General features: G+C 63.5%; 25 protein-coding genes. 5 read left to right on the top strand and 20 right to left on the bottom strand.

Translation table 11 applies throughout. From position 1 onward, the window contains the following. The 7 genes from J4E08_RS22055 to J4E08_RS22085 form a co-directional block, all read right to left on the bottom strand. Window positions 1-350 (bottom strand): thioesterase family protein (locus tag J4E08_RS22055; RefSeq protein WP_349540334.1); only part of this gene is annotated, 350 nt, incomplete at its 3' end. Then, window positions 347-1324 carry a branched-chain amino acid ABC transporter permease gene (locus J4E08_RS22060; protein ID WP_349540335.1) on the bottom strand — a complete coding sequence of 326 codons (978 nt, stop codon included), beginning with the start codon at window positions 1322-1324 and terminating at the stop codon, window positions 347-349. The genes J4E08_RS22055 and J4E08_RS22060, both read right to left, overlap by 4 nt. A gap of 1 nt (window position 1325) precedes the next feature. Continuing rightward, complete coding sequence (locus J4E08_RS22065) at window positions 1326-2213, bottom strand: branched-chain amino acid ABC transporter permease (RefSeq protein WP_349540336.1); 888 nt, start codon at window positions 2211-2213, stop codon at window positions 1326-1328. Window position 2214: 1 nt separating this feature from the next. After that, entirely contained in the window at window positions 2215-2958 is a 744-nt protein-coding gene (locus tag J4E08_RS22070) for an ABC transporter ATP-binding protein (RefSeq protein ID WP_183969969.1), read from the bottom strand. Continuing rightward, on the bottom strand, window positions 2951-3739 hold the full coding sequence (locus J4E08_RS22075) for an ABC transporter ATP-binding protein (protein ID WP_349540378.1): 789 nt from the start codon (window positions 3737-3739) through the stop codon (window positions 2951-2953). The genes J4E08_RS22070 and J4E08_RS22075 overlap by 8 nt, the downstream gene beginning before the upstream one ends. A gap of 16 nt (window positions 3740-3755) precedes the next feature. After that, entirely contained in the window at window positions 3756-4961 is a 1206-nt protein-coding gene (locus J4E08_RS22080) for an ABC transporter substrate-binding protein (protein WP_349540337.1), read from the bottom strand. Between the two features lie 72 nt (window positions 4962-5033). Further along, window positions 5034-5771, bottom strand: coding sequence for an enoyl-CoA hydratase/isomerase family protein (locus J4E08_RS22085; protein ID WP_349540338.1), 738 nt, complete (start codon window positions 5769-5771; stop codon window positions 5034-5036). Window positions 5772-5920: 149 nt separating this feature from the next. Between J4E08_RS22085 and J4E08_RS22090 the strand changes: the two genes are divergently transcribed. The 3 genes from J4E08_RS22090 to J4E08_RS22100 all read left to right on the top strand — a co-directional run bounded on the left by J4E08_RS22090 (window position 5921) and on the right by J4E08_RS22100 (window position 10287). After that, complete coding sequence (locus tag J4E08_RS22090; protein WP_349540339.1) at window positions 5921-7552, top strand: AMP-binding protein; 1632 nt, start codon at window positions 5921-5923, stop codon at window positions 7550-7552. 80 nt (window positions 7553-7632) lie between these two features. Then, window positions 7633-9087, top strand: a complete 1455-nt coding sequence (locus J4E08_RS22095; protein ID WP_349540340.1) for an NAD-dependent succinate-semialdehyde dehydrogenase — start codon at window positions 7633-7635, stop codon at window positions 9085-9087. Window positions 9088-9120: 33 nt separating this feature from the next. Beyond that, window positions 9121-10287 carry an iron-containing alcohol dehydrogenase gene (locus J4E08_RS22100; protein WP_349540341.1) on the top strand — a complete coding sequence of 389 codons (1167 nt, stop codon included), beginning with the start codon at window positions 9121-9123 and terminating at the stop codon, window positions 10285-10287. A gap of 369 nt (window positions 10288-10656) precedes the next feature. Here J4E08_RS22100 and J4E08_RS22105 read toward each other — a convergent pair whose 3' ends face one another. From J4E08_RS22105 to repA, 11 genes are all read right to left on the bottom strand, one after another. Continuing rightward, a complete protein-coding gene (locus tag J4E08_RS22105) occupies window positions 10657-11517 on the bottom strand; it encodes an amidohydrolase family protein (RefSeq protein ID WP_349540342.1) in 861 nt (286 codons plus the stop codon). Beyond that, a complete protein-coding gene (locus J4E08_RS22110) occupies window positions 11514-12650 on the bottom strand; it encodes a mandelate racemase/muconate lactonizing enzyme family protein (RefSeq protein ID WP_349540343.1) in 1137 nt (378 codons plus the stop codon). The genes J4E08_RS22105 and J4E08_RS22110 overlap by 4 nt, the downstream gene beginning before the upstream one ends. Beyond that, the gene (gene kdgD / locus J4E08_RS22115; protein WP_349540344.1) at window positions 12647-13549 is read right to left on the bottom strand and encodes a 5-dehydro-4-deoxyglucarate dehydratase; all 903 of its coding nucleotides are present in this window, start codon (window positions 13547-13549) and stop codon (window positions 12647-12649) included. The genes J4E08_RS22110 and kdgD overlap by 4 nt, the downstream gene beginning before the upstream one ends. A 103-nt stretch (window positions 13550-13652) precedes the next feature. Next, a complete protein-coding gene (locus tag J4E08_RS22120; protein WP_349540345.1) occupies window positions 13653-15173 on the bottom strand; it encodes an aldehyde dehydrogenase (NADP(+)) in 1521 nt (506 codons plus the stop codon). 1 nt (window position 15174) lies between these two features. Further along, window positions 15175-15981 carry an NAD-dependent epimerase/dehydratase family protein gene (locus J4E08_RS22125; protein WP_349540346.1) on the bottom strand — a complete coding sequence of 269 codons (807 nt, stop codon included), beginning with the start codon at window positions 15979-15981 and terminating at the stop codon, window positions 15175-15177. A 5-nt stretch (window positions 15982-15986) separates the two neighbouring features. After that, window positions 15987-17264, bottom strand: coding sequence for a TRAP transporter large permease (locus J4E08_RS22130; RefSeq protein WP_183969948.1), 1278 nt, complete (start codon window positions 17262-17264; stop codon window positions 15987-15989). 4 nt (window positions 17265-17268) lie between these two features. Further along, window positions 17269-17775, bottom strand: a complete 507-nt coding sequence (locus J4E08_RS22135) for a TRAP transporter small permease (protein WP_246429507.1) — start codon at window positions 17773-17775, stop codon at window positions 17269-17271. Between the two features lie 76 nt (window positions 17776-17851). Continuing rightward, window positions 17852-18820, bottom strand: a complete 969-nt coding sequence (locus tag J4E08_RS22140; protein ID WP_349540347.1) for a TRAP transporter substrate-binding protein — start codon at window positions 18818-18820, stop codon at window positions 17852-17854. A gap of 521 nt (window positions 18821-19341) precedes the next feature. After that, on the bottom strand, window positions 19342-20523 hold the full coding sequence (repC, locus tag J4E08_RS22145) for a plasmid replication protein RepC (protein ID WP_349540348.1): 1182 nt from the start codon (window positions 20521-20523) through the stop codon (window positions 19342-19344). A gap of 186 nt (window positions 20524-20709) precedes the next feature. Beyond that, entirely contained in the window at window positions 20710-21702 is a 993-nt protein-coding gene (repB, locus tag J4E08_RS22150) for a plasmid partitioning protein RepB (RefSeq protein WP_349540349.1), read from the bottom strand. Window positions 21703-21715: 13 nt separating this feature from the next. Further along, a complete protein-coding gene (gene repA, locus J4E08_RS22155) occupies window positions 21716-22900 on the bottom strand; it encodes a plasmid partitioning protein RepA (protein ID WP_349540350.1) in 1185 nt (394 codons plus the stop codon). A gap of 261 nt (window positions 22901-23161) precedes the next feature. Between repA and J4E08_RS22160 the strand changes: the two genes are divergently transcribed. Both J4E08_RS22160 and J4E08_RS22165 read left to right on the top strand, forming a co-directional pair. Beyond that, window positions 23162-23518 carry a TA system antitoxin ParD family protein gene (locus tag J4E08_RS22160; protein ID WP_502949309.1) on the top strand — a complete coding sequence of 119 codons (357 nt, stop codon included), beginning with the start codon at window positions 23162-23164 and terminating at the stop codon, window positions 23516-23518. Next, window positions 23515-24102, top strand: coding sequence for an ATPase (locus J4E08_RS22165; protein ID WP_349540352.1), 588 nt, complete (start codon window positions 23515-23517; stop codon window positions 24100-24102). Before J4E08_RS22160 ends, J4E08_RS22165 begins: the two co-directional genes overlap by 4 nt. 32 nt (window positions 24103-24134) lie before the next feature. On the opposite strand, the gene kduD is transcribed toward J4E08_RS22165, so the two are convergent. Together kduD and kduI are read right to left on the bottom strand one after the other, a co-directional pair. Beyond that, the gene (gene kduD, locus J4E08_RS22170) at window positions 24135-24878 is read right to left on the bottom strand and encodes a 2-dehydro-3-deoxy-D-gluconate 5-dehydrogenase KduD (RefSeq protein ID WP_349540353.1); all 744 of its coding nucleotides are present in this window, start codon (window positions 24876-24878) and stop codon (window positions 24135-24137) included. Then, a complete protein-coding gene (gene kduI / locus J4E08_RS22175; RefSeq protein ID WP_349540354.1) occupies window positions 24878-25702 on the bottom strand; it encodes a 5-dehydro-4-deoxy-D-glucuronate isomerase in 825 nt (274 codons plus the stop codon). The genes kduD and kduI overlap by 1 nt, the downstream gene beginning before the upstream one ends. Window positions 25703-25716 lie beyond the last annotated feature (14 nt).

The following is a 25716-nucleotide window of genomic DNA, read 5'->3' on the forward strand; positions in this document are numbered from 1 at the left end:
TTGCGCGCAACATGCAACAGCACCTGCTCGCACCAGGCAAGGCGGCTGCCATCGCTGCCCAGCATCTCCTGATACAGATGCATCCGCTTGGCATCGACGGCCAGGACCCGGGTGGCCAGCGACAGCGCGTCGCCCTCGTGACATTCGCGCTGATAGCCGATCCGCATTTCCAGGGTGTACAGCGTCGCCTCGTTTTCGGCGCGATAGCTCTCGTCCAGCCCGATCTCGTCCATCAGCGCGGTCACCGCCTGCGAGAAGACGATGCCATAGGCGTAGTCGCCCATGTGGCCGTTGTAATCGACCCAGTCGGGCAGGACGCGAAAGGGGCGCAGGGGAATGTCGGCGGTCATTTCTTGCTCCGTGCGGCAGGCAGGCGGTGGCGCAATTCCCCCACGATGCCGCGCCGAAACAGCAGCACGCACAGGATGAAGGTCGCGCCAAGCGCAGTGGTCACGGGAAAGCCCGTGGTGGCAAGGTAATTTTGCAAGGACACGACCAGCGCGGCCCCGACGATGGGCCCCGCGATGCTGCCGATGCCGCCGATCAGCGTCATCAGGATCACCTCGCCCGACATGTGCCAGTTGACATCCGTGAGCGTGGCGAACTGGAACAGCAGCGCCTTCAGCCCGCCGGCCAGCCCCGCAAAGCCCGCCGACATCACGAAGGCACCCAGCTTGTAGCGCTGCACCGAATACCCGAGCGAAATCGCCCGCTGTTCGTTTTCCCGAATCGCCTGCAGGATCATGCCATAGGGCGAATGCACGATGCGCCAGATCGCAAAGACGCTGGCCACGAACACGGCGGCCACCACGTAATACAGGACGGTGCTGTCGGACAGGTCGATCAGCCCGAAGAGATGCCCGCGCGAAAAGCCCTGGATGCCGTCCTCGCCTTCAGTGAACGGCACCTGAAGGCAGAAGAAATAGAACATCTGCGCCAGCGCCAGCGTCACCATCGCGAAATAGATCCCCTGCCGGCGGATCGCCAGAAGACCGATCCCCAGCCCCAGCACAAGTGCCGCGACCACACCTGCGAGGATCGCCAGCTCTGGGGTCAGCTCCCAGACCTTGAGCGCATGGGCGGTGACATAGGCGGCCCCGCCAAAGAACGCGGCGTGGCCAAAGGACAACAGCCCCCCGTAGCCCAGCAGCAGGTTGAAGGCCGACGCAAACAGCGCAAAGCACATCAGCTTCATCAGCAGCACCGGGTAGACCCACAGAGGCAGCACCATGAGCACGGCGATCAGCGCCACCACGACGATCCGTTGCATCCGGTGGGGACGGGTGGTTTCGGCCACCGTCTCGAAATCCTCGGCCTTGATCATCTCAGTATTCCTTTCCGAACAGACCCGCAGGGCGCAGCAGCAGCACCACCGCCATGAGGACGAAGATCACGATATTCGCGGCCTCGGGGTAGAACACCTTGGTCAGCCCCTCGACGATGCCCAGAAGGTAGCCGGTGGCGATGGCCCCCAGGATCGACCCCATGCCCCCCACCACGACCACGGCAAAGATGATGATGATCAGGTTCGACCCCATCGTCGGGCTGACCTGAAAGATCGGCGCGGCCAGCACTCCGGCGATCCCCGCAAGGGCGCAGCCAAAGGCATAGGTCAGCGTCAGCAGCAGCGGCACGTTGACCCCGAAGGACTGCACCAGCGTGGCATCTTCGGTCGCGGCCCGCAGGTACGAGCCGATCTTTGTCTTTTCGATCAGCGCCCAGGTGCCCAGGCAGATCAGCAGCGACGCCACCACGACCCAGCTGCGATAGATCGGCACGATCACGAAATCGGTCCGCACGATGCCGGTCAGGGCCTCGGGGGCCGAAAACGGTTTGCCCGATGCGCCAAAGACATGCTGGAAAGAGCCTTCAAGCAGCAGCGCCAGCCCGAAGGTGAACAGCAGCCCGTAGAGGTGATCCAGCTCGTAGAGATGGCGCAGCATGGTGCGTTCGACCAACGCCCCGACACAGCCCACGATCAGCGGCGCAATCACCAGCGACGGCCAGAACCCAAGGCCAAGGTACTGCCCCAGCATCCATGCGGTGAACGCGCCAAGCATGTAAAACGCCCCGTGCGCAAAATTCACCACGCGCAAAAGGCCAAAGATCACCGCCAGCCCGAGCGAGAGCAGCGCATAGAACGATCCGTTGATCAGGCCGATAAGCATCTGCCCGGTCAGCACCATCAGCGGCACACCAAATATCATTGTCATGTCAAACCCCCAGGGCCTTGTTCAGCGCTTCGCGCTTTGCGGGCAGTTCGCCCACGGCGAAGCTGTCGATCATCTCGCCATGATCCATGACGTAGAAATGATCCGCGATCTTGGCGGCGAAGCGAAAGTTCTGCTCGACCAGAAGCACGCTCAGCCCGTGGGCCTTCAGCGACTTCAGCATCTCGCCGATCCGGTTCACGATCACCGGGGCCAGCCCCTCGGTCGGCTCGTCGAGCAGGATCATGCTGACGCCGGTGCGCAGGATACGCGCGATCGCCAGCATCTGCTGCTCGCCGCCGGACAGCTTGGTGCCCGGACTGTGGCGCCGGTCCAGCAGGTTGGGAAACAGCGTGTAGATCTCGTCGAGCGACATCTCCTTGCCGCTGCGCGCCACCACCGGCGGCAGCATCAGGTTCTCTTCGACGGTCAGCGAGGCAAAGATGCCGCGCTCTTCGGGCACAAAGCCCATGCCGGCGTGGGCGACGCGGTGCAGCGGAAGACGCAGGATTGACCTCTCGTCGAATTCGATCTCGCCGGTGCGCTTGCGCAGGATGCCCATCAGGGTGCGCAGCGTCGTGGTCTTGCCCACGCCGTTGCGCCCCAGCAGCGTGACAGTCTCGCCGGGGTAGACATCAAGATCGACGCCATACAGCGCCTGGCTTTCGCCGTACCAGGCCTCCAGCGCGCGCACCTTCAATTGTGCCGGCCCCCTGCCCTCGCGCCGCAATGCGGATACGTCAGTCATCGTCCTCGGTCCCCATGTAGGCTTCGCGCACGCGCGGATCGGCACTGACCTTGGCATAGTCGCCCTGGCTCAGGATCTCGCCGCGTTGCAGCACGGTGATGTCGTGGCCGATGTCGGCAACGACGCTGATGTTGTGTTCCACCATCAGGACGGCGCAGTCCCGGGCCACGTCTGCAATCAGACCGGCCATCGTTTCGACGTCCTCTTGGCCCATGCCCGCCAGCGGCTCGTCCAGCAACAGAACCCGCGGGTCCAGCGCCAGCGTGGTCGCAATCTCGAGCGCGCGCTTGCGCCCATAGGACAGATCCGCCGCGCGGTGGTCGGCCATGTCGGCCAGTCCCACGCGATCCAGCAGGTCCATCGCCCGGGGCCGCAGCCGCGTCAGGCTGGACAGCGGGCGCCAGAACTGCACCGCAAGCCCATTGGGCCGTTGCAGCGCCACGCAGACGTTGTCGACCAGCGACATGTCCCCGAAGGTGGCCGAGATCTGGAAGGACCGCGCCACCCCAAGCCGTGTCACATGGGCCGGGTCCATGCGGGTGATGTCGGTTTCGCCGTACATGATCTTGCCGGCGCTTGGTTGCAGGAACTTGGTGAGCAGGTTGAACACCGTGCTCTTGCCCGCCCCGTTCGGTCCGATCAAAGCGTGGATCCGGCCATGGCGGATGTCGATATCGACATCTTTCACCGCCTGGAAATTCCCGAAGCTCTTGCTCAGCCCCCGCGCCGACAAGGCAGCGCGGGGGCTTGCCGGCGCGTCATGCGCCGAAACATTCGCCATCATCATGATGTGGCCTTTACCGGTCGAGGAGCGGGCAAGCGCTCTGTTCGATCGGGCGGAACGCCTCGTCCCCGGGGATGGTGCGCAGAACCTTGTAATAGTCCCACGGACCCTTGGATTCCTCGGGTGTCTTCACCTGCACGAGATACATGTCATGCACCACGCGGCCGTCCTTGCGCAGATAAGCGTTGTGGTTGAAGAAATCGTCGATATCCATGTCGCGCATCGTGTCCATGACTTGGGTGCCGCTCTTGGCCTGGCCGGATTTCTCGGCGGCCTTGAGATAGTTCGACACCGCCGAATAGACGCCCGCATGCACCATCGTCGGCATCTTGCCGTCCATCCGTTCGGCAAAGCGCTCGGACCAGGCGCGGGTCTCTTCGTTCATGTCCCAGTAGAACGCGGTGGTCAGGGTCAGGTTCTTGGCGATGTCCAGCCCCACGCCGTGCACGTCGGTCAGAAACAGCAGCATCCCGGCGATGTCCTGGCCCAACGCCGTGACGCCGAATTCCTCGGCCTGTTTCAGCGCGGTCATCGTGTCGCCCGATGCGTTCGCCAGCGCGATCACGTCGGCCCCCGATCCCTGCGCCTGCAACAGGTAGGACGAGAAATCCGAGGTTTCGCGCGGGTGTGTGACCGAGCCGACCACGGTGCCGCCCGCAGCCTCGACCGCGGCGGTGGTGTCGGCCTCAAGCGCATTGCCGAAGGTGTAATCGACGGTCAGGAAGAACCATGTCTTGTCGCCTTCCAGCGTCATGGCCCGGCCCGTGCCGTTGGCCAGCGCGTAGGTGTCCCATGTCCATTGCGCGGTCGAGGGCGAGCAGGACGCACCTGTCAGCTCGGACGACCCCCCGGTCGAAATCAGCAGCGCGGTGTCGCTCTGGCGGGTGATTTCCTGCACCGCAAGCGCCACCGACGAGGTCGGCAGGTCGACCACGGCCACCACGTTCTGCTCGTCGATCCAGCGCCGCGCGAGGGTCGACCCCACGTCCGGCTTGTTCTGGTGATCGCCGACGATCACCTCGATCTGCTCACCCAGCAGCGTGCCGCCGAAATCCTCGACCGCCATGCGCGCCGCCACTTCCGATCCCTTGCCCGAAAGGTCGAAGTTCATCCCCGACATGTCGGTCAGAACGCCGATCCGGTAAGGTTCGGCCTGTGCGCCCGCCGCCAGCGCGCCACAAACCACCGAGGCCAGAAGGGCCCTTGTTACTGTCGTCATTTGTCTATTCCTCCCATTTTCACACCGCTTCGGGTGCATTGAAAACCGCACGCTCCCACGCGCGGGCGTTCATCAGGCCCCGCTGCCGCGCTCGGCAAGCAGCTTGGCCAGCAAAAACTGGTCGCCCTCGGCGCCCTCGGCCCAGTTGCGCCGGGCATGGGCATCGACGGCGGACTTGGTCATGCGCAGCGACATCGCCGGGGCGCGGGCGATCTCACCCGCCCAGCCTTGCGCCGCCTCAAGCGCGGTGCCCGCCTCGACCGTGCGGTCGGCAAGCCCGAGCGTCAGCGCCTCTTGCGCATGGATCGTCTCATCGCAGCACAGTATGCGCTTGGCGCGCCCCGACCCGACCCGTTCGGTCAGCAGCGCCAGCCCGCCCCACCCCAGCGTCATGCCAAGGCGCACCTCGGGAAACCGCAGGTAGGCGTCAGCGGCCATGACCCGGAAGTCGGCGCAAAGCGCCAGGATCGCGCCGCCCCCGATGGCCGGCCCCTCGATCGCGGCAATGACGATCTGTGGCAGGCGGCGCCAGGCCGCGCTCATGCGCCCGCCTGCGTTCATCGCAAGATGCCGGGCAACGTCGCCCGCCTCGGGGCTCCACAGCCGCGCATCCTTGAGATCAACGCCAGCGGCAAAGATCCCGGGCGTGCCCGCCAGCACGATCACGGACACATCGGGGTTGCGCGACAGCTCTGTCGCCGCCGATTCCAGCGCGTCGATCATCGTGGAATCCAGCGCATTTGCCTTTCCGCCGCGGTCGAATCGCACGGTCGCGATGGCCCCCTCAGTCTCGACAATCACACCTGACATTGCAGCCATTTCTCCTTGTCCCGGTTCCGCCGCCATGCGACATACTACCAAGTATGTTGCACATCGAGTCGCAACAATGCAATATGAAATCTGACAGCGCAGAAAACCGGCGCGCCCATGAACCCGACCTTTTCCAGAAGGAGGAGAAGATGCCCCAGACGCCCACGGACACGGTCCGCCCGTTTGACGCAGCGCAGGATCCCGCGCTTGATCGCACCCGCTCTGTTCTGCGCTATATCCTTGATGGATATGCACAAACCCAAGCCGACGCGCCCTTTGTGCAATTCTGGCCCGGCCCGACGTGGAGCTTTGGCGAGCTGCACCGCAGGGTCCGCATCCGGGCCAGCGCCCTGGCCCGCGCCGGGGTGAAACGGGGCGATCACGTGCTTTGCCTGATGGGCAACAGCCCCGATCTTCTGTGCAGCTGGTTCGCGATCAACTACCTTGGCGCGGTCTATGTGCCGATCAACACGGGCGCGCGCGGGCAGATGCTGGAACACATCCTGCTGGATGCCGACGCCCCCGTCCTGATCGCGCAGGCCGCGCTGGTGGATCGCCTCGCCGACGTCGCCCCCGGCCGCGTGACCACCGTTCTGGTCGTCGAAGGCGAGGCCCCTGCCATTCCCGGCTACGACATCCGCCCGCTGGTCGATCCCGACACCGAAGATGCCGCCGCGCTGGAGCTGTCAGACCCGATCGAGCCCTGGGATCTGCATGCAATCATGTACACCTCGGGCACCACCGGCAACGCCAAGGGCGTGATGAGCAGCTATGCCCAGCACTACACCATGGGCCCCGATGCCTTCGATTGCGTTGCATCCGATGACCGCTGCCTGATCTGCGGCCCGGTCTTTCACTGCGGATCGACGCTTTACGTCAACGCAATGCTGGCGCGCGGCCTGTCGATCGGAATGATGCGCGAGTTCAAGACCGACACCTTCTGGCAGGCGGTGCGCGAAACCGGCTCGACCTATTGCCTGCTTCTGGGGGTCATGGCCGCCTTCCTGCTCAAGGCGCCGGCCAGCGCCGATGACCGCGATCATTCGCTGCGCCGCGCCTTCATCACGCCTTTCGGCGAGGATGGCCCGCTGTTTGCAGAGCGGTTCGGCGTCGAGGCCTGGACCATCTACAACATGACCGAGATCGCAAGCCCGATGCACGCCGGCCCCGGCATCACCCGCAAGGGCATCGCAGGCACCCCGCGCCCCTGGTGCGAGCTGAGGATCGTCGACCAGAACGACATCCCCCTGCCCGATGGCGAGGTGGGCGAGCTCATCATCCGCTCGCACCGCCCCTGGGCGCTGATGTCGGGCTATTACAACAACCCCGCCGCCACCGCCGAGGCCATGCGCAACGGCTGGTTCCACACCGGCGACAGCTTCCGCCGCGAGGCGGACGGCACCTATTACTTCGTCGACCGTCTCAAGGACGTGATCCGGCGGCGCGGCGAGAATATCTCCTCCTTCGCGCTGGAAAGCGAGGTTCTGAACCTGCCGGAGATCCGCGAATGCGCCGCCGTCGCCGTGCCCAGCGAGTTTTCAGAGGACGAGGTGCTGATCGTGGTCTCGCCCGCCGAGGGGCAGCGCATCGACCCGGCTTCGATCAGCGAACGGCTGTCAGCATCGCTACCGCGCTTCATGGTGCCGCGCTACCTGAGGGTGCTTGACGAGTTGCCGAAAACCGCCTCGGGCAAGGTGCAAAAGCACCTGCTGCGCAAGGAGGGCGTGACCTCCGACACCTGGGATCGCGAGACGGCAAAGGCGTCCCGTTCGCAGGCCTGACACGCCGTGCATCTTCCGATCACCTGACCCCAGACACCCGGTTTGCGCGTGGCGCCCACCGACCCTCAGCAGGAATTGAAATGTCCACACAGAACCACCTCAGCGACCCGATGCTCCTGCGCGAGGCCTGCCTGATCGACGGCACCTGGTGCCAGGCCGCCTCGGGCAAGACCATCGCCGTTCTCAACCCCGCCGATGGCTCGACCGTCGGACATGTACCGCAGATGGCGCCCGAGGAGATACCCGCTGTCATCGAGGCGGCGGCGCATGCCCAGGCAGAGTGGGCGCAATGGGCCGCGTGCGACCGCGCCGCCGTGCTGCGCCGCTGGTTCGATCTGATCAAGGCCAATGTTGACGATCTGGCTATGATCATGACGCTTGAGCAAGGCAAGCCGCTGGCCGAGGCGCGCGGCGAAATCGCCTATGCCGCCTCTTTCGTCGAATGGTTCGCAGAGGAAGGCAAACGCATTTACGGCGAAACGATCCCGGCCCCCCGCCGCGACCAGCGCATCACCGTTATGCGCCAGCCTGTCGGGGTCACCGCAGCGATCACGCCGTGGAACTTCCCGGCGGCGATGATTACGCGAAAGGCAGCGCCCGCGCTGGCGGCAGGATGTTCGATGATCCTGCGACCCGCCGACCTGACACCCCTTAGCGCGACTGCGCTGGCAGAACTGGCGCAGCGCGCCGGGCTGCCCAAGGGGGTGCTTCAGGTCGTGACCGGCCCCGCCTCAACGCTTGGGAAGGTGCTGACTGACAGCCCGGTGGTGCGCAAACTCTCCTTTACCGGCTCGACAGAGGTGGGGCGGCTTTTGATGGCGCAATGCGCGGGCACCATCAAGAAGCTCTCTCTCGAACTGGGCGGCAACGCCCCCTTCATCGTCTTCGACGATGCCGATCTGGACAAGGCGGTCGAAGCGGCCATGACGTCGAAGTACCGCAACGCCGGGCAGACATGCGTCTGCACCAACCGTTTTCTGGTCCAATCCGGCATCCATGACGCTTTCGTGGCCAAGCTCAGCGAGCGCGTGTCCGCGTTGAAGGTCGGCAACGGCACAGCGGAGGGCACCGAGATCGGTCCGATGATCGAAGCCAAGGCGCTCGACAAGGTCGAGGACCATATCGCGGACGCAGTCGCGCAAGGTGCGAACCTTCTTCAGGGCGGCAGACGCCTCGGCGGCCTGTTCATGGAACCTGCCGTGCTTACGGGCGTCACGTCGCGCATGAAGGTCGCGACGGAAGAGACCTTTGGCCCGCTCGCCCCCGTCTTCCGGTTCGAGACCGAGCAACAGGCCATCGCCATGGCCAACGACACGATCTTCGGCCTTGCTGCCTATTTCTTCACCCGCGACCACGCCCGTGTGGTGCGCGTGTCGGAGGCGCTCGAATACGGCATGGTCGGGCACAACACCGGCCTGATCTCCAACGAGGTGGCCCCCTTCGGCGGGGTCAAGCAATCGGGCCTCGGGCGCGAGGGCTCTCGCCATGGCCTCGAGGAATACCTCGAACTGAAATACCTCTGCAGCACAATCTGATCGCCCTGCCACTTTCAAACCAAGGACACACACATGACGGATGGCATTGCCTCTTTCTCCTTCGACAGCCCCGGTTCGATCTTCGTGGATTGGGGCGGAGCACGCCGGATCGGCGAAATCCTCTCTGACTGGTTCTCGGAGCGTACACTGCTGATCGTGACGGATCGCTTCCTGCACGAAAGCGGTGCGCTGGATGACGCGCTGGCGTCGCTGGCGGCAAACGGTTTCTCGGTCACCGTCTTCGATCAGGTCGTCGCGGACCCGCCGGAATCCGTGTTGATGGCCTGCGTCGGGCAAGGCAAGGCCGCCGGGGCCGACCTCGTGCTCGGATTCGGCGGTGGATCGTCGATGGACATCGCCAAGCTGGCGGCGGTGTTGCTGGTCGGTGCGCAAGAGCTGTCGGATCTCTACGGTATTGGCAAGATCAGCGGCGGCCGCGTCCCGCTGGTGCAGGTGCCGACCACGGCGGGGACTGGATCGGAGATGACAAACATCACCATCCTGACAACCGGCGAGACGACCAAGATGGGCATCGTCGGTCATCAGCTTTATGCAGACCGCGTGCTTCTCGACGCCGAGCTGACCCTCGGCCTGCCTGCCCTTCAGACCGCCGCAACCGGGATCGACGCGATGGTTCACGCCATCGAGGCATTCACCAGCCGTCATCGCAAGAACCCGCTGTCAGACGTCTTCACACGCGAAGCATTGCGCCTTATGGCGCCGAACCTGGTCACCGCCTGCACAGAGCCGGACAACCGCGCCGCGCGCGAAGCCATGCTGCTGGGAGCGGCGCTCGCGGGGCAGGCCTTCGCCAACAGCCCGGTGGGGGCCGTCCATGCCCTCGCCTACCCGCTTGGCGGTCATTTCCACCTGCCGCACGGGTTGACCAATGCGCTGATGCTGGGGCCCGTGCTCCGCTACAACATGCACGCCGCTGCGCCGCTTTATGCCGAGCTTGCCGATGTCGTCCTTGGCGCGTCGGAGGAAGGCGTGCAGGCGCGCGCGGCCGCCTTCGTGCAGTTCATGGGGGACCTGATGGACCGCTCCGGCGCACCCCGTCGCCTGCGGGACTGCAAGGTCACCCAAGACAGCCTGCCGATGCTTGCCCGGGACGCCATGCTGCAAACCAGACTGCTGATAAACAACCCGGTCGAAGTCACCGAAGCGGACGCCTTGGCATTGTATCGCGAGGCGTTCTAGTCCGTCGCATCCCCTTTTGGGTGGCGTTTGGAATGGCTGTACGCCTGCGAAACGCTCGTGTTGCACAGCACCCGTCAGTTCTGCGAGGGCACTGATTTCCCGATCGACGGGACCCACTGATGCCGCGCACAGTCAATGACGCGCGGCATCACACCGTCAAGAAGACGTCTCCGATATTGAACTGTGCCGACTGCAACCGAAGGCAGCGACCCGGGCTTTTGAAGGCCCAGGAATTGGTAGGATCACGCCGCCATTTCGGCGGTGTAACAGTCCCGGAGCCTGCGCCCATCCGCCCAAGCATGCCTGCGCCCTGCCCCGTCCGGATCATGCCCCCCACGGCCAGACCTCCCCCTGCGGCAATCGCACTCTTCACACGGGATCAAATCCGTAAAGCGCGCGCGGCGTGTCTACCAGCGCGGCCTGGCGCGCGGTATCGTCCGGCAACCACGACATCGCCAAATCCAGCAGCTGCGCGTCGTCCGGGTAATCTTCGCTGCGGTGCGCCGCATTGTGCGGCCAGTTGGTGCCCCAGACAATGCGGTCGGGCGCGTGTGCCGCAATCTCTCGGGCAACGCTTGCAATGTCGGGATAATCCGGCCCACCGTCGCGGGAGCTTTCGTAACACCCCGCGAACTTGAACCAGCAGCGCTCGCCATCCATCAAACGCTTGATGACGTCGATATGCGCCGGTGTCGCGCCGTCAAAGATCTTGGCGTGATGATCCAGCACCCAGCGCGATTTCAACGCGGCAAGACGTGGCTCCAGCTCCGGCAGATGCGAGCCGTCGAATTGCACGGCCATCACCCAACCGGCATCGGCGGCCATGGCATCCACGGCCTCAAGCGCATCAAGGCCCACGGCCCCACCCGGCAGATCCATGATGCGCGCGCCCACGATCCCCCCGTCGGACAGGCGGGCGATCTCCTTTGCCGTGGTGTCCGGCGTGATGACTGCAACGCCGCGCGCGCAGTCCCCCATCTCCCGCAGGCAAGCGAGCAACGCGGCATTGTCCGCACCATGGGCGTTGCCTTGCGTGATCACCACCGCGTCAAGGCCAAGCCAGCGCATCGTCTCGCGGTACATGTCCGGCGTCGGCAAGGGATCGGCGGGCCGCCCCGCGCCATCCGCGCGCATGGCGAACCCCGGCAGATACATGTGCATCTGCGTGTCCACGGCGCCCTTCGGCATCGGCGTCAAAGGTGCTGCGCCATTCAGCTTTCGTGTAATCATGCGGCCTCCGGGGCAAAGCGTTTCAGGGCGTCGCGGTCGATCTCGATCCCGAGACCGGGGGCGTCGGGAATGGTCAGCACACCGCCGTCATGTTCGAAGGGCGTCTTGACCACCGCCTGACGAAACGGATTGTGGGTGCGGTCGAATTCCATGATCGGCTCGACCGGATTTTTGCGTACCGGGTTCGGAACCATCGCCGCCATGAACTGTAGCGCAGCGGCGATATGCACTGCCGTGCCCCAGACATGCGGCACAAGACGCACCCCGTGCAGCGCGCACAGATCGGCCACGCGCTTTGCCTCGGTGATCCCGCCGACCCCGCACAGGTCCGGCTGGGCAATGTCGACGCACCCCGTCGACAAGGGCTCGGCAAAGCCCCAGCGCGTGTGCCACGTCTCGCCCCCGGCCACGGGGATCGGCTGACCGGCGCGCACCTTGCGATAAGCGCCAAGCTGTTCGGGCACCACGGGTTCTTCGAACCAGTCGATGCCGAATTTTGCCGCCGCCTGCCCCAGCCTGATCGCCTCGATCACGTCATAGCCGTGGTTGGCGTCGATCATCAGTCGGGTGTCCGGGCCGATGGCATCGCGCACCGCCTCGATCACCTTCAGATCCTCGTCCACGCCGAAGCCGATCTTGATTTTCACCGCATGGAACCCCGCCTTGGCATGGCCCGCACATTCGGCGGCGTTGTCGGCCACGCGGTCGACCCCGTCACGTTTGAAGCTGCCGGTGGCATAGGCGCGCACGCTTTCGCGCCAGCGCCCCCCCAGCAGGACAGACACCGGCTGCCCATAGGCCTTGCCCTTGATGTCCCACAGCGCGATGTCGATCCCGGACAAGGCCGTGACGCTGATCCCGCGCTGTCCCTGGTCCCGCATGGCGTTGTACAGCGTGGCCCAGATCTTTTCGTGCTCCAGCGCGTTCATGCCCTTCAGCCAACCGGCATAGGCATGCACGGTGGCCGCGTTCGGCCTCGCCGGGCCAAGGCATTCGCCCCAGCCCGTGGTGCCATCCTCGCAGATCACCTCGACCAGCAGATGCACACGCTTGTCGAACCGCATGGAGGCGGATTCAAACGCGGTGTCCAGCTTGTGTTCGAGCAGATGCGTGCGGATTTCTGCAATCTTCATGAATGGGCCTCGATCAGATCCTTCAGGATCTCCTCCTCTTCGCCGGTCAGATCCGACAACGGCGAGCGTACCGGACCCGCCTCGAAGCCCACAAGGCGCACACCTGCCTTGATCGCAGACACGGCATAGCCCTTGCGGCGTGCCCGCAGGTCCATGAACGGGTAAAAGAAGCTGTTCAGGATGCGCTCGCAGGTGGCGCGGTCACCGGCGCGCAGCGCGGCGTAGAACTTGTTCGCCAACGCGGGCACGAAGTTGAACACAGCGGAGCTGTAGGTGGTGAACCCCGCGCCCAGATAGGCTTCGGCAAACAGTTCCGCCGTGGGCATCCCGCCGAGATAGGTCAGCCGGTCGCCCATCTTGGCCGTCACCTGCCGCACAAGGCCGATGTCGCCGGTGCCGTCCTTGAACCCGACAAGGTTCGGGCACGCATCACACAGCCGCGCCAAGGTGTCCGCCTGCAACACCGCGTTGTCCCGGTTGTAGACCATGACGCCCATCTCGGTGGCGTCGCAGACCGCTTTGACGTGGGCATACAGCCCCTCTTGCGGCGCATCGATCAGGTAGTGCGGCAGCAGCAGAATACCGTCGCCGCCCGCCTTTTCCACGTCCCTGGCGATGGAAACCGCCATTTCCGTGCCATAGCCACAGCCCGACACGATGGCCGTGTCCCCGGCGACGTCCTTGGCAGCGGAGACGATCGCCGGAATTTCGTCGGGGCTGAGCGAAAAGAACTCGCCCGTGCCGCCGGCGGCGAACAGGACCGGCGCGTCAAAGCCGGACAGCCATTCCACATGGGCCTTGTACGGCTCGGGCGCGAAACGGTTTTCAGCGTCGAACGGCGTCACCGGGAAACTCAGCAGGCCAGAGCCGAGAGCAGTCTTGATATCTTTGGGGTCCATAGGAACGGTCCTTTGCAGGCATGGGGAGGGTGTCGGGGGGCGTCGCCCCCCTTGGCCATCGCGGCCGCACCCTCCAAGGTTTTGATAAACAGTTAAGTGGCGGTCAGCCCCAGTCGCCGGGCATCAGCGCATCCGGCATGTTCTGGTAGCAAACCGGGCGCAGAAAGCGGCGGATCGACAGGGTGCCGACAGAGGTTGCGCCAAAGTTGGTGCTGGCCGGATACGGGCCACCGTGAACCATGGCATCAGCCACTTCGACTCCGGTGGGGAACCCATTGACCAACACGCGGCCGGCCTTGCGTTCCAGAACCGGCGCAAGACGACGGCCAAGCGCCGTATCGCCGTCATCCATGTGGATCGTCGCGGTCAGCTGACCTTCGAAGCCGCTGGCAAGCGCAAGCATGTCATCCGGGCCGGTCACGCGCACCACGAGGCCCAGCGGGCCAAAGACCTCTTCGCCAAGCGCGTGATCCTGAAGGTAGCTGTCGGCATCGGTTTCAAACAGGTTCGGCGCGGCGTTGCGGCCTTCGCTGTCGGTGGTCAGCAGCGAGCGCACGGCGTTGCGCCCGTCAAAGCGGGACTTGCCGTCCTTGTAGGCCTGCGCAATGCCGTCGGTCAGCATGGTCTGCGGTGCGGCAGAGGTCAGCGCCTCAGTGGCCGCTGCCACAAAAGCGTCCCCCTCGGGGCCGGTCCCGATCACGACGATGCCCGGGTTGGTACAGAACTGCCCTGCCCCCATGGTGAGTGACGCGGCCCAGCCTGCGCCGATCTCCGCCCCGCGTGCCTTCGTGGCCTCCGGCAGCACGAACATCGGATTGACGCTGCCCAGCTCGCCGAAAAACGGGATCGGCTCAGGCCGCTGTGCACACAGATCAAACAGCGCGCGCCCACCGCCCAGCGACCCGGTAAAGCCCACGGCCTTGATCAGCGGGTGCTGCACCAAAGCCTGACCCACATCACGCTTGCCGCCCTGGATCAACGAGAACACGCCCTTGGGCATGCCGCAGCTCTCGATGGCGGCGGCGATGGCCTCGGCCACGATCTCGCCGGTGCCGGGGTGGGCAGAGTGGCCCTTGACCACCACCGGACAGCCGGCCGCCAACGCGGCAGCGGTGTCCCCGCCTGCCGTGGAAAACGCCAGCGGGAAGTTCGACGCGCCAAAGACGGCAACCGGGCCGATGGGCCGCTGAAGCATCTTGAGGTCGGGGCGCGGCAGCGGCTGGCGGTCGGGCAGCGCCTCATCGTGGCGACGGTCAAGGTAATCGCCCTTCAGGATGTGCTCTGCAAACAGGCGCAGCTGGCCCGTGGTGCGGCCCCGCTCGCCGTTCAGCCGCGCTTCGGGCAGGCCGGTTTCCTGCGTGCCGATCAGGGTGATCGCATCGCCGCGTGCCTCGATTTCATCCGCGATGGAGTTCAGAAAACGCGCGCGGTCTTCACGGCTGGAATAGCCATAGATGGTGAAGGCCTCTTCGGCGGCCTTGCAGGCGGCATCGACCAGATCGGGCGTGCCCACGCAATATGCGTGCGCCGGGCCGCTTGCCGGATCAGAGGTAAAGGTCGTCTCGGATGCGATCCACGCGCCTGCGACAAGGTGTTTGCCGTGCGGGGTGAAACTGTCAAGCATGTCAGTCCTCCTTTGAGGGGTGAATTGGTTCATCGGTGAAAACGCCGCCCTGATAGCGGGCGACGGCCTCATCCCGGCCCGGTCGGGGCACGGTGCGGGCGATCTCTTCGGCATAAGCGGCGGCGTTGTCCTTCGGGTGCCAGCCGAGGAAAGCGGCATGCGTATTGTCCCACCAGCCATGGTCGTTTTTGGAGGCGCCCCAGACCATCGTGCAGCCAAGGCGCGGCGCCGCGAAAACGGCATCGATCAGGGACACGAAATCATCCTGACTGAACCATGTGGCCAGCATCCGCCAGTTCTCCGGGCGCGGCGTGCAGGAGCCGATGCGCACCAGTGCGCTCTCCTGGCCGAACTTGTCGTGATACAGGCGCGCCACCGACTCGCCAAAGATCTTGGACACCCCATACAGGCCGTCGGGCCGATACGGCGCGGTGTGGTCCAGCCGCGTGGTCTGGTCGTGATACCCGATCGTGTGGTTCGAGGAGGCAAAAATGATGCGCGGCATCCCGTTTGCCCGCGCCGCCTCGTACAGATTGTAGACACCACGCAGGTTGGCCGCCTCGATCAGGTCAAAGCTGCGTTCCACACTGATGCCGCCAAGATGCACGATGCCATCACATCCTTCGACCAGCTTCATCACCGCCGCGCCATCAGCCAGATCGCAAGGCACGACCTCTTCGCCGTCCTGCGCCGCAGGGATTTCGGCAACGTCGGACAAGCGCAGCACCGCTGCATGGCCCCGCAGCTTTTCGCGCAGCATCGTGCCAAGCTGGCCTGCCGCGCCGGTGATCAGAATACGGTTCATCATAGCGTTCACTCCATCAGGCCAGGCAGCGTCATCGAAACGGCCGGCACATAGGTGACCAGCATCAGCGCGACAAAAATCGCGAGGTAGAATGGCCAGATCGTGCGCACGGCCTCGTCAATTCGGACACCGCCCACGACGCAGCCGACAAAAAGGCAGGCCCCCACAGGCGGCGTGCACAGCCCCAGCCCGAGGTTCATCATCAAGATCACGCCGAACTGGATCGGGTCCATGCCAAGGCCAACAACCACCGGCAGAAAGATCGGCGTGCAGATCAGGATCAGCGCCGCCATGTCCATGATCATCCCAAGCCCCAGCAACACGATGTTGAGCAGCAGCAGGATGATGATCGGATTGTCGGAAATCCCGGTCACCGCCACCGCCAGCAGATCCGGCACGCGGTACAACGTCAGCAGGTACGAAAACGCCGAGGCCGTCGCCACCAGCAGCATCACCAGCGCGGTGGTCCGCACAGAGGTCACAACCGCGACGCGGAACTTCTCCCAGGTCAATTCGCGGTAGACGAACACCGTCACCAGCACCGCCCAGATCGCGCCGAACGCGCCGCTTTCGGTCACGGTCATCACGCCGGACAGCACACCGCCCACGATGATCACCGCCGTCATCAGACCCGGCAGCGCCACGATGGTCGAAATCGCCAGCGTCCTGAACCCGGGAAAGGTCTCCGCCGGGTAGCCGCGCTTCACCGCGATGACATAGGCCACCACACCAAGACACAGGCACATCAGGATCCCCGGCACGATGCCCGCAATGAACAGCTTGCTGACCGATACGCCGCCTGCGGCCACGGCAAACAGGATCATGTTGTGCGACGGTGGGATCACCACCCCCGCCACCGACGACGTCACGGTGACGTTGACGGCGTAATCCGCGTCATAGCCCTTTTCCTTCATCACCGGCATCAGGATCGACCCCAACGCCGAGGTGTCCGCCACAGCCGACCCGGAAATCCCGCCAAACAGCATCGACGAGGCCACGTTCACCACGCCAAGCCCGCCGCGCATCCAGCCCACCGCATAGCTGGCCAGTCGCACCAGCCGTCCCGCGATACCGCCCTGCATCATCAATTCGCCGGCAAAGATGAAGAACGGGATCGCCAGCAGCGAAAACACCGAGATCCCCGACAGCACGCGCTGAAAGGCGATGAACAGCGGCAGCCCTTCGTACAAAAAGCCCCCGACCGTCGCGAGGCCAAGCGCGAAAGCCACCGGCATCCCGCTGAGTAGGCCCAGGAAAAACAGCCCGAAAAGTAATGCCAGCCCCATGGGTTCAGTCCTTGCCAGTGGCCAGCGCCACCGCTTGTTGAAGTGTGAACAGCGCCGTCAGCGCCCCGCAGATTGCCATTGGCACCGCCCGAAGCCCCTCCGGGATACCCAGCATCGGCACCCGGCGGGTCCAGGTGCTTTCGGCCAGCGTCCAGCCCTGCCAGAACAGCACAACGCCAAAGACCAGCATCCCGGCCAGCGCCATCCAATGCAGCGGCATCCGCAACCACCGCGGCATCATTTCACGCACAAATTCGATGGAGAGGTGGCTTTGCGTCTGCACCCCGGCAGCGCCGCCCAGAAAGGTGATCCACACCACCAACAAAAGCGCCACCTGCTCGACCCAGGTGGGCGTGTCATTCATCACGTAGCGCCCCCAGACGAGCCAGCCAAAGATCACGACCAGCGTCACCAGCCCTGCCCCCGCCACGGCCACGCAGGCCTTGGACAGCAGATCCAGCACACGTTCGACGTGCCCCATCTCTGCCACAGGCTTATCCCGTTCAAACATCGCCAACTCCCCCCATGAACATGTTGCGCGCGCGCCTCGGATCCTCAGGAGGCGCGCGCACGGTAACAGCCGATGTTTATTCGATCGCCTGGATGTCGCGGATCAGCTGTTCCAGATCGGGGTTCGCCTCGATGAACTTGGCATAAACCGGCTCCATCGCGCTTTGAAACGCCGCAGAGTCAGTCACCTCGTTCACCGCGACACCGCTGTCGATGACCTGCTGTTTGGAGGCATCAGACCGCTCGGCCCAAAGTTCACGCTGTTCCTGCGCGGCGGCCACGGCGGCCTCGCGGACCATCTCCTGCATCTCAGGCGATGTTTCGTCCCAGACCGACTTCGCCACGCAAATGCACTCGGGGATGATCAGGTGATTGGTGATGGAATAGTACTTTGCCACCTCGTAGTGGTTCGAGGATTCAAAGCTGGGGTAGTTGTTTTCTGCCCCGTCGATCACGCCTGTCTTCAGCGACTGGTACACTTCGCCGTATGCCATCGGGGTCGCGTTCCCACCAAGGCTGTCGACCATCTGCACATACAGATCGTTGCTCATGACGCGGAACTTCAGCCCGGCCATGTCTTCGGGGGTCTGGATCGGCTTCTTGGTGTTGTAGAAGCTGCGGGAGCCACTATCCATCCAGCTCAGCGCGACGATGCCCTCTTCGGACAGCGCGTCGGAAAAGCGCTGGCCGATTTCACCGTCCATTGCCGCGTGCATATGATCCACATCGCGGAAGATAAACGGCAGCGACAGCACGTTGGTCGCGGGCACGATCTCCCCCATCGGGCCCATGTTGAAATTGCCAACAGCGATAGCGCCGGCACGAAGCTGCTCGATGGCGTCAGGCTGTGCGCCCAACACGCCACCGGGATAAACCTGAGGTTCGATCTCGCCGTCGGTCATGGCCGCGACGTCCTCGGCAAAGCTCTCCAGCGCGGTGACGTTCGGGTAGCCCTCCGGGTGAATGGCCCAGGTGCGCCAAGTTTCAGCGGCAACAGGTGCAGCAAGCAGCGCAAGCGCGATGGCCGAAGTGGTCATACGAAACATTATTGTGTCCTCCCTGACATCAGGCAGCTGTTCACGCTACCTGCAATGTTATATGACCAACTTGTATGATGAATGTCAACATTCTCGTGAATAGCCGATTATATCACGCAGTCTCAATGGCTTGGGGCAAGCGACCTCAGAGCCGAGTGGTTCTGCGTGGCTGATAAATTCAAGAGTATGCCATGGACAAACATCGAAATGAGCTATCGAATACGCCCTGTCGCCACCCCGTCCCCGCCTCATTTGGGGCCTGGCAATCCGCGGTTTCCGGTCGAGTAGCGACACCTTCGGCAGAGCCTCCAACCGCTTGATCTTTCCCGTCCGCGTTGATCGGACCAGATCAAGGCTTTCGCATGCGCCATGACATCTCGGCACGTCTGTCATACGATAAAGCCACGCAATACCTTGAGCAGTTCCGTTGCTCACCCTGACAAGCAGCGCGGTGAAGGGCAGGCTAGTGCCGTGATTCCCAGACCTTCCAAAACGAGTTCACAGCTGTGAACTTTGCTGATTTCACAGGTTCACAGCTGTGAACCGTGGGCATTCCTCAATGCCATTATCATTGCGGCACAGGAGAATCTTCCATCGCTGGATTTCCGAGCAAGGTGGCGAAGGTAGCCGCCTGGTGATCGAATTGTGCTTAAACGTTCAAACATAGCAGCCAAAACCACAGCTGTTTGTTCCGGTCCCATTGCCGCACGTGCTTCTTCCCAAGCAGAACTTGAAATGCCTATCATCGGGCGAAGCATCTCGGATATATTCACCAGCTCATGCCAATGACGGATTGGGTCCTGACTAAAGGACTGAATTTCAGGGCAGCATGCCAAGATCATACGAAGCGGTAGCGCCGGTGTATGATCTTTCTCATCGATTTGGCTGCGGTCCTTTCCTTCAGACCAATAAGAGTCTTTATCTGAGTTCTGGTGGTGCTGCTCAGATTGAGCAGCACTGGTGCCCAATCCGGCTGAAACATCAGCGGCAGTTTCGGTGTTTTCCACAGGTTCCAGGATATCACGCAGCCTGTCCAGCGCGCTCATCAGCTGGTCGTGCAGGCTCGTCAACGTTTGTTCATCCAGCTTCCGGCGCAGATCACGCGCAGTAAGGCGCGCAAGGTCGGAGTACGCATCCCAGATGGCCAGATCAGGCCGGTCGCACTGTCCCCAATCCGCCAAAGCCGCCAAATCCCGACGCATCAGGCTTACCGTTTCCCTTAGGCGTTTGATACGGTCCTGGCGGGCGCGGATGTCTTCTGCGGCGGCGCAGTGATCAGCGTGACGCTGGACCAGTGGGCGCAAATCAAATCCGAACGCGACCCGGCCGACAGAGGTGCGCCGGGTGTAACGCTTGCCGTTTGGACTGTCTCGGCGGATCAAAAGTCCGGCGTCGATCAGTCTTGAGAGATGACGCCGCATGGTGGAGTTCGCCATGCCATGAAGCCGCTCACAAATCGAGGTGTTGGAAGGAAAGACCACCAAACCCGCCTGGGCGTCCAGAGAAAGGTCAGTTTCCGGATGGAAGCTCAAAAGCGCCTGAAGCACGGAGAGGTCCCGATCGCTGAGACCATATATTTCCCGCGCTACGGTCAGTTCGCGCAGGGCTTCCCATTTGTTCACAGACACATCCGGGGTGGGCCGCGATGGCTTGGGCGTCGTTTCGACGCGAGTGATCGGACGCCGAAACGACGTCAGTGGCTCATATCCCATATTTTTTTCACGAAGACATAAGAAAACCCTGCTCGCGAATCACATAGGACTTGCGAGTTGCGGCTCCGGGTCGTACCTTCAGGGTGCAAATCTTGGAAGGGTCTCGTGGAGCAGTGCTTTGCGGGGCCTTTTCTTTTGTCGGGCTCGTGCCTCCTTTTTGGGTTGCTCGATTAGGTTAAGGTCGGATCAACGCTGCGCTCGGTAGCGGGCGTGTAACTCTTCGAAAATCTCGTCTGCGCCGTTGCGCAACCAGTCAGCGAAGCCCCCGTCGGTCAGATCGACAGCAAGCCCTTTTGACGTGCGGCGAAGACGGCCCGCCGGGCTGCCATCCAGGGTCAGGGTCTGCGGGGGCGGCGATGCCGATGCAGGGCGCTTGGCGGCCCGGTGGACTGCTTTCTCCACCGCCTCGAAGACGCTTACTGAAATGTCTTGCTGTGCGTCGCCTTCCGGGACATTGCTGCGGGCATCCATGGCCGTGACGCGGGCCTGGCGGGCCACGTGCAGCAGGTCTTCTGGGGTGCGAACATGCTCTGCAATCCCGCGCGCCAGGGCCTCCCACCTTGGACGGCCGATGCCGGGGGCCGGGCCGATGCAGCCGGCGAGCTCGGTGCCAACGCCGCGCAGCACCGCGTTCGCCATGGAGATCCATGATTTCGTGACGTTGAGGACTTCGGCCACCTTGTCCTGTGTGCCAAAGCCAGTGCGTGCCAACTGATGCGCAAACATGGCTTTTTCGATGTAGGATAGATCGCGCCGTTCGGAGTTTTCGGCAACTTGGGCCCGCAGGGCGTCGTCTTCATCAAGGGTGGCGACGAGGGCGCGCACTTTGGTGATCTGGTCACTTTCGGCAATCGCGGCGAGGCGACGGCGGCCGTAGACCAGACCGTAGCGTTCGTTTTGCCCGGGCAGGCGACGCACAAGGATCGGGACAGCCTGTCCATTTTCCTCGATCGAGCGTCGCAAGTCGGAGAGATCGCCCAGCTCCATCCGGTCATTGAGGCGCAGATCGTCGATGCTGTCAGGATCGAGTTCCCAGACATTGTGCCCATCCACCGCATTGCGTGCCGACCGCAACGCGCGGTTCGACGACATCATCGGCTGCGGTGCTGCGGCAGGCCCCATACCGGCCCCGGCGAGGCTGTCGAGCATGGACAGGCGGCTTTTCTTTTTGTCGGTCATGTCGTCCTCTCCCTCAGCGGCCCCAGGTGGCCTGGATCAAAGCGCCGATCTCGTCGTTCACGGCGTTCAGGCTTTCGATGGCGCGGTCATAGGTCGACCGTGTGAACGCCGAGCGTTCCACCTCGTACAGGGTCTGTTTGGTCAGTCCTGCATCCGAGATGGCGGTGGATTTCAGCATCGGCGCGTTCAGGACTTTTTCGCCGTACATGGTACGCAAAAACGCGGTGATCCGATTTTGTGGCGCGTCGGTTGGTTCGTAGCGGGTCAGAACGTAGCGCATCCAGTCGTGGCTCATGTCCGCGCCGGACTCTGCGATCACATCCATCAGGTCCGCAGTCATGCGCAGGAATTGCGACATCGACATCACGTCGAGCATTTCCGGATGAATGGTCACCAGCACGCCCGTTGCGGCGGAGAGCGCGGACATGGTCAGAAAGCCCAGTTGCGGGGGGCAGTCGATCACCACCACATCGTAGCGATCGTCCACCTGTTGCAGCGCTTCGCGCACACGAAAGAAGAACAGCCCGGCGTTGCCCTGCGCCAGCGCGCGGGGGGTGTCGTGTTCGAACTCCATCAGTTCGAGATTGCCGGGGATCAGATCGAGGTTGAGAATGTAGGTCGAGCGGATCACATCCGTGATCGGCACCGGATCGGTGTAGCGGATCGCATCGTACAGCGTGCCGCCCTCGGGCAGGTCATATTCGGGTTGCACCCCGTGCAGCGCGGTCAGCGAGGCCTGCGGGTCGAGGTCGATGGCCAGAACGCGATGACCTTTGAGCGCGAGCCGTTGCGCGAGGTGGGCGGAGGTGGTGGTTTTGCCGGAGCCACCTTTGAAATTCATCACGCCGATGACCTGCATGTGGTCGCCCTCGCGGCGACCGGGCAAGTAGTCGCCAGGCTTGCGCGCGGTCTTTTCCAGCAGATGGCGGACCGCCTGCATGTCCTCGACGGAATAGAGCCGCCGATTGCCTGCGGTGACCTCGGGGGAGGGGCCTTTGCCATCCAGATGCAGCTTGCGGAGGTAGCTGTCATTGACGCCAATAAGCTGCGCGGCCTCGCCAGAAGTGAACTTGCGCATCTGCTTTGCGGCGTCCGGGGGGAACAGGCTCTCTCGCTGGGCATGGAGTTGCCCGGCAAGGATCTCGGAATGGGCCCGGATGACCGCATTGAGGTCTTCGGTGTCGGTGGTATCCTGCATCTGCCCTCTTTCCAGCGCCGCGAATTCACGGATTGTGGCGTTTTCTCGCCCTTTTCCGTGACTATTGTCCGAGGGGTTGGATTCGTGCAAGGGGTTTTCCACAGGATTGAGTCCGCTTTTGGCACAATTCTGGAAGGTTCGTGGTGAAAACGCCGACCTCAGAGCGTTTGACGCCTGATTTGGGGGCGCGTTGGGCGAATCTGTCAGGCTTGACTTTTGGGTGGCAAAATGCCACCTTTGGCGAAAGTGTTGGAGGTCCGAATGGCGCAATCCGTGAAACTTGCTGATGAAATCATGGCGCTCGTCCGGCGCGAGGCGGATTTGCACAGCCGGTCCGTGGCCGGGCAGATCACCCATTGGCTCAAGATCGGTCGCGCCATCGAACATTCCGGCAGCTACGATTACGCCCGCATCACGGCCGCGTTGCAAGGACAGCTGGACACGAAGGACCTGCACGACGGCGAAGAGGCCGCGTGGCTCGACGCTTTTATCGAAAAGATGGGCGAAGCGTCGCAGGCTGAAGAGGCTTTCTACGCCAAACGGCAGGCGATTGGATTGGGTGTGGGTCTGGATGCTGGCGGCAACCTTGTTTATGCCAAGGACGCCGCCGCCCGATGAGGCCAAGTCTCGTCCTGCTCGCAGGCCCGAATGGTTCAGGAAAATCAACGCTGTATGAGACCCGCGTCGCGCCAAGTTTCGCCGGACCGTTCATCAATGCCGATCTGATACAACGCGATGAACTGAAGATCTCGACCATGGAGGCCGCTTACGAGGCAGCGCGGATTGCGGATGCGCGACGGGCGGAGCTGCTGGAGGCTCGCCAGAGCTTTGCCACGGAAACCGTGTTCTCGCATCCTTCCAAGTTGGAGATCATAAAGACAGCCCAGGCGCGCGGCTACATCGTCATCGTCATGCATGTGGGGGTCGAAAGCCCGGAGCTGTCCGTTGGCCGCGTCCGGTTGCGCACCGAAGAAGGCGGACATGACGTGCCGGAGGATAAGATCCGGGCGCGTTTCCTCCGCAGCCAGCCGTTGATACGCGACGCGATTTTGCGCGCGGATCGCGGGATGGTTTTCGACAATTCTGTTCTGAACGTGCCACCTCAACAGATGGTGGTTTTTTCTGGCGGGCGCTTGAGCCAGGCGGCGCCACGGCTTCCACGCTGGGTCCGCGATGTGTATGCCGCCGATCTGGTGATCTGAGGGCAGGGCGGAGCCTGCCCCCTGAAAGGCATTTACCGGGCGAGCCAGCCGCCGTCGACGTTCAGCACTGTGCCGGTGATGTATTCCGCCGCAGGTGACGCGAGGAAGGCCGCCGTGCCACCGATGTCCGAGGCTTTGCCCCAGCGCGCGGCAGGGATGCGATCAAGGATGGCCTTGGACCGCTCCGGATCGTTGCGCAGCGCCTCTGTGTTGTTCGTCTCGATATAGCCCGGGGCGATGGCATTGACGGTGATCCCGTGCGGGGCCCACTCGTTGGCAAGGATCTTGGTCAATCCGGCCACCCCGTGCTTGGCCGCCGTATAGGCGGGCACGCGGATGCCGCCCTGAAACGACAGGAGCGAGGCGATATTGACAACGCTGGCGGGCGTTTTCGCGGCCATGGCCGCCTTGCCGAACGCCTGCGTGGTAAAGAACAGCGCCTTCAGGTTCACATCCATGACCGCGTCCCAATCCGCCTCGGAATAGTCGACGGAGTCTTCGCGCCGGATGATCCCGGCGTTGTTGACCAATATGGTAAACCCTTGATCTGCAAAGGTGTTCCGCGCGGCCATCGGATCGGAAAAATCCAGGATCAGCTCCGACGCCGTACCACCCGCCGCCGCAATCTGGGCCACGGTGTCAGCGCAGCTGCGCCGCCCGGCACAGACCACCTCAGCACCTTGACCGGCCAGGGAAATCGCAATGGCCTGCCCGATGCCGGTGTTTGCGCCGGTCACAAGCGCACGGCGCCCGTCGAGAGAAAACGGGCCAGCCATCAGCGCATGTCCTTGGGCTGGATGAAGTCCATGTCGGTGTAATCGACGTTGTCGCCCGCCATGGCCCAGATGAAGGTGTATTTGCCGATGCCCGCGCCGGAGTGGATCGACCACGTGGGCGACAGCACCGCCTGTTCGTTGGCGACGAACAGGTGCCGGGTCTCCTGCGGCTGGCCCATGAGGTGCAGAACGCGGGCGTCCTCATCCATGCCCCAGTAGAGGTAAGCTTCCATCCGGCGGTCGTGAATATGGCTGGGGATCGTGTTCCAGACCGAGCCTTCTTCGAGCGAGGTGTAACCGAGGATCAGCTGGCAGCTTTCCATGACCTGCGGATGGATGAACTGCTTGATCGTGCGTTTGTTCGAGGTCTCAGCCGCGCCAAGCGTGACTTCGACACAATCGGCAACCGTGACGAGCCGCGAGGGCAGGGCGCGGTGCGCCGGGGCGGATGTGATGTAAAAGCGGCCCTGGCCGGAAAACGTCACAGCGCCGGTGCCCATGCCGAGGTAGAGCACGTCGCCACGGTTCATGGCGTAGGTTTCGCCGCCGGCCTCGACCGTACCGGCCTCGCCGATGTTGACGATGCCCATCTCGCGGCGGTCGAGGAACGAGGGTGTTTTCGTCTCTGCGACCTCGTCGAGGGTCAGGGTGCCACCTGCGGGCACCGCGCCGCCCAGCGTGAAGCGGTCGTAGTGGCTGTAGACAAGCCGAATTTCCTTGTCAGCGAACAGGCCCTCGCCAAGAAAGTTCTCGCGCAGGGCGGCGGTGTCCATGCCCTTGGCGTGGTCTGGATGAATGGCGTGCCGGGTTTCAACGGTAAGCATTGGGGAGTGTCCTT

It is taken from the genome of Sagittula sp. NFXS13 (genome assembly GCF_040148795.1).
GTDB classification, from domain to species: domain Bacteria; phylum Pseudomonadota; class Alphaproteobacteria; order Rhodobacterales; family Rhodobacteraceae; genus Sagittula; species Sagittula marina.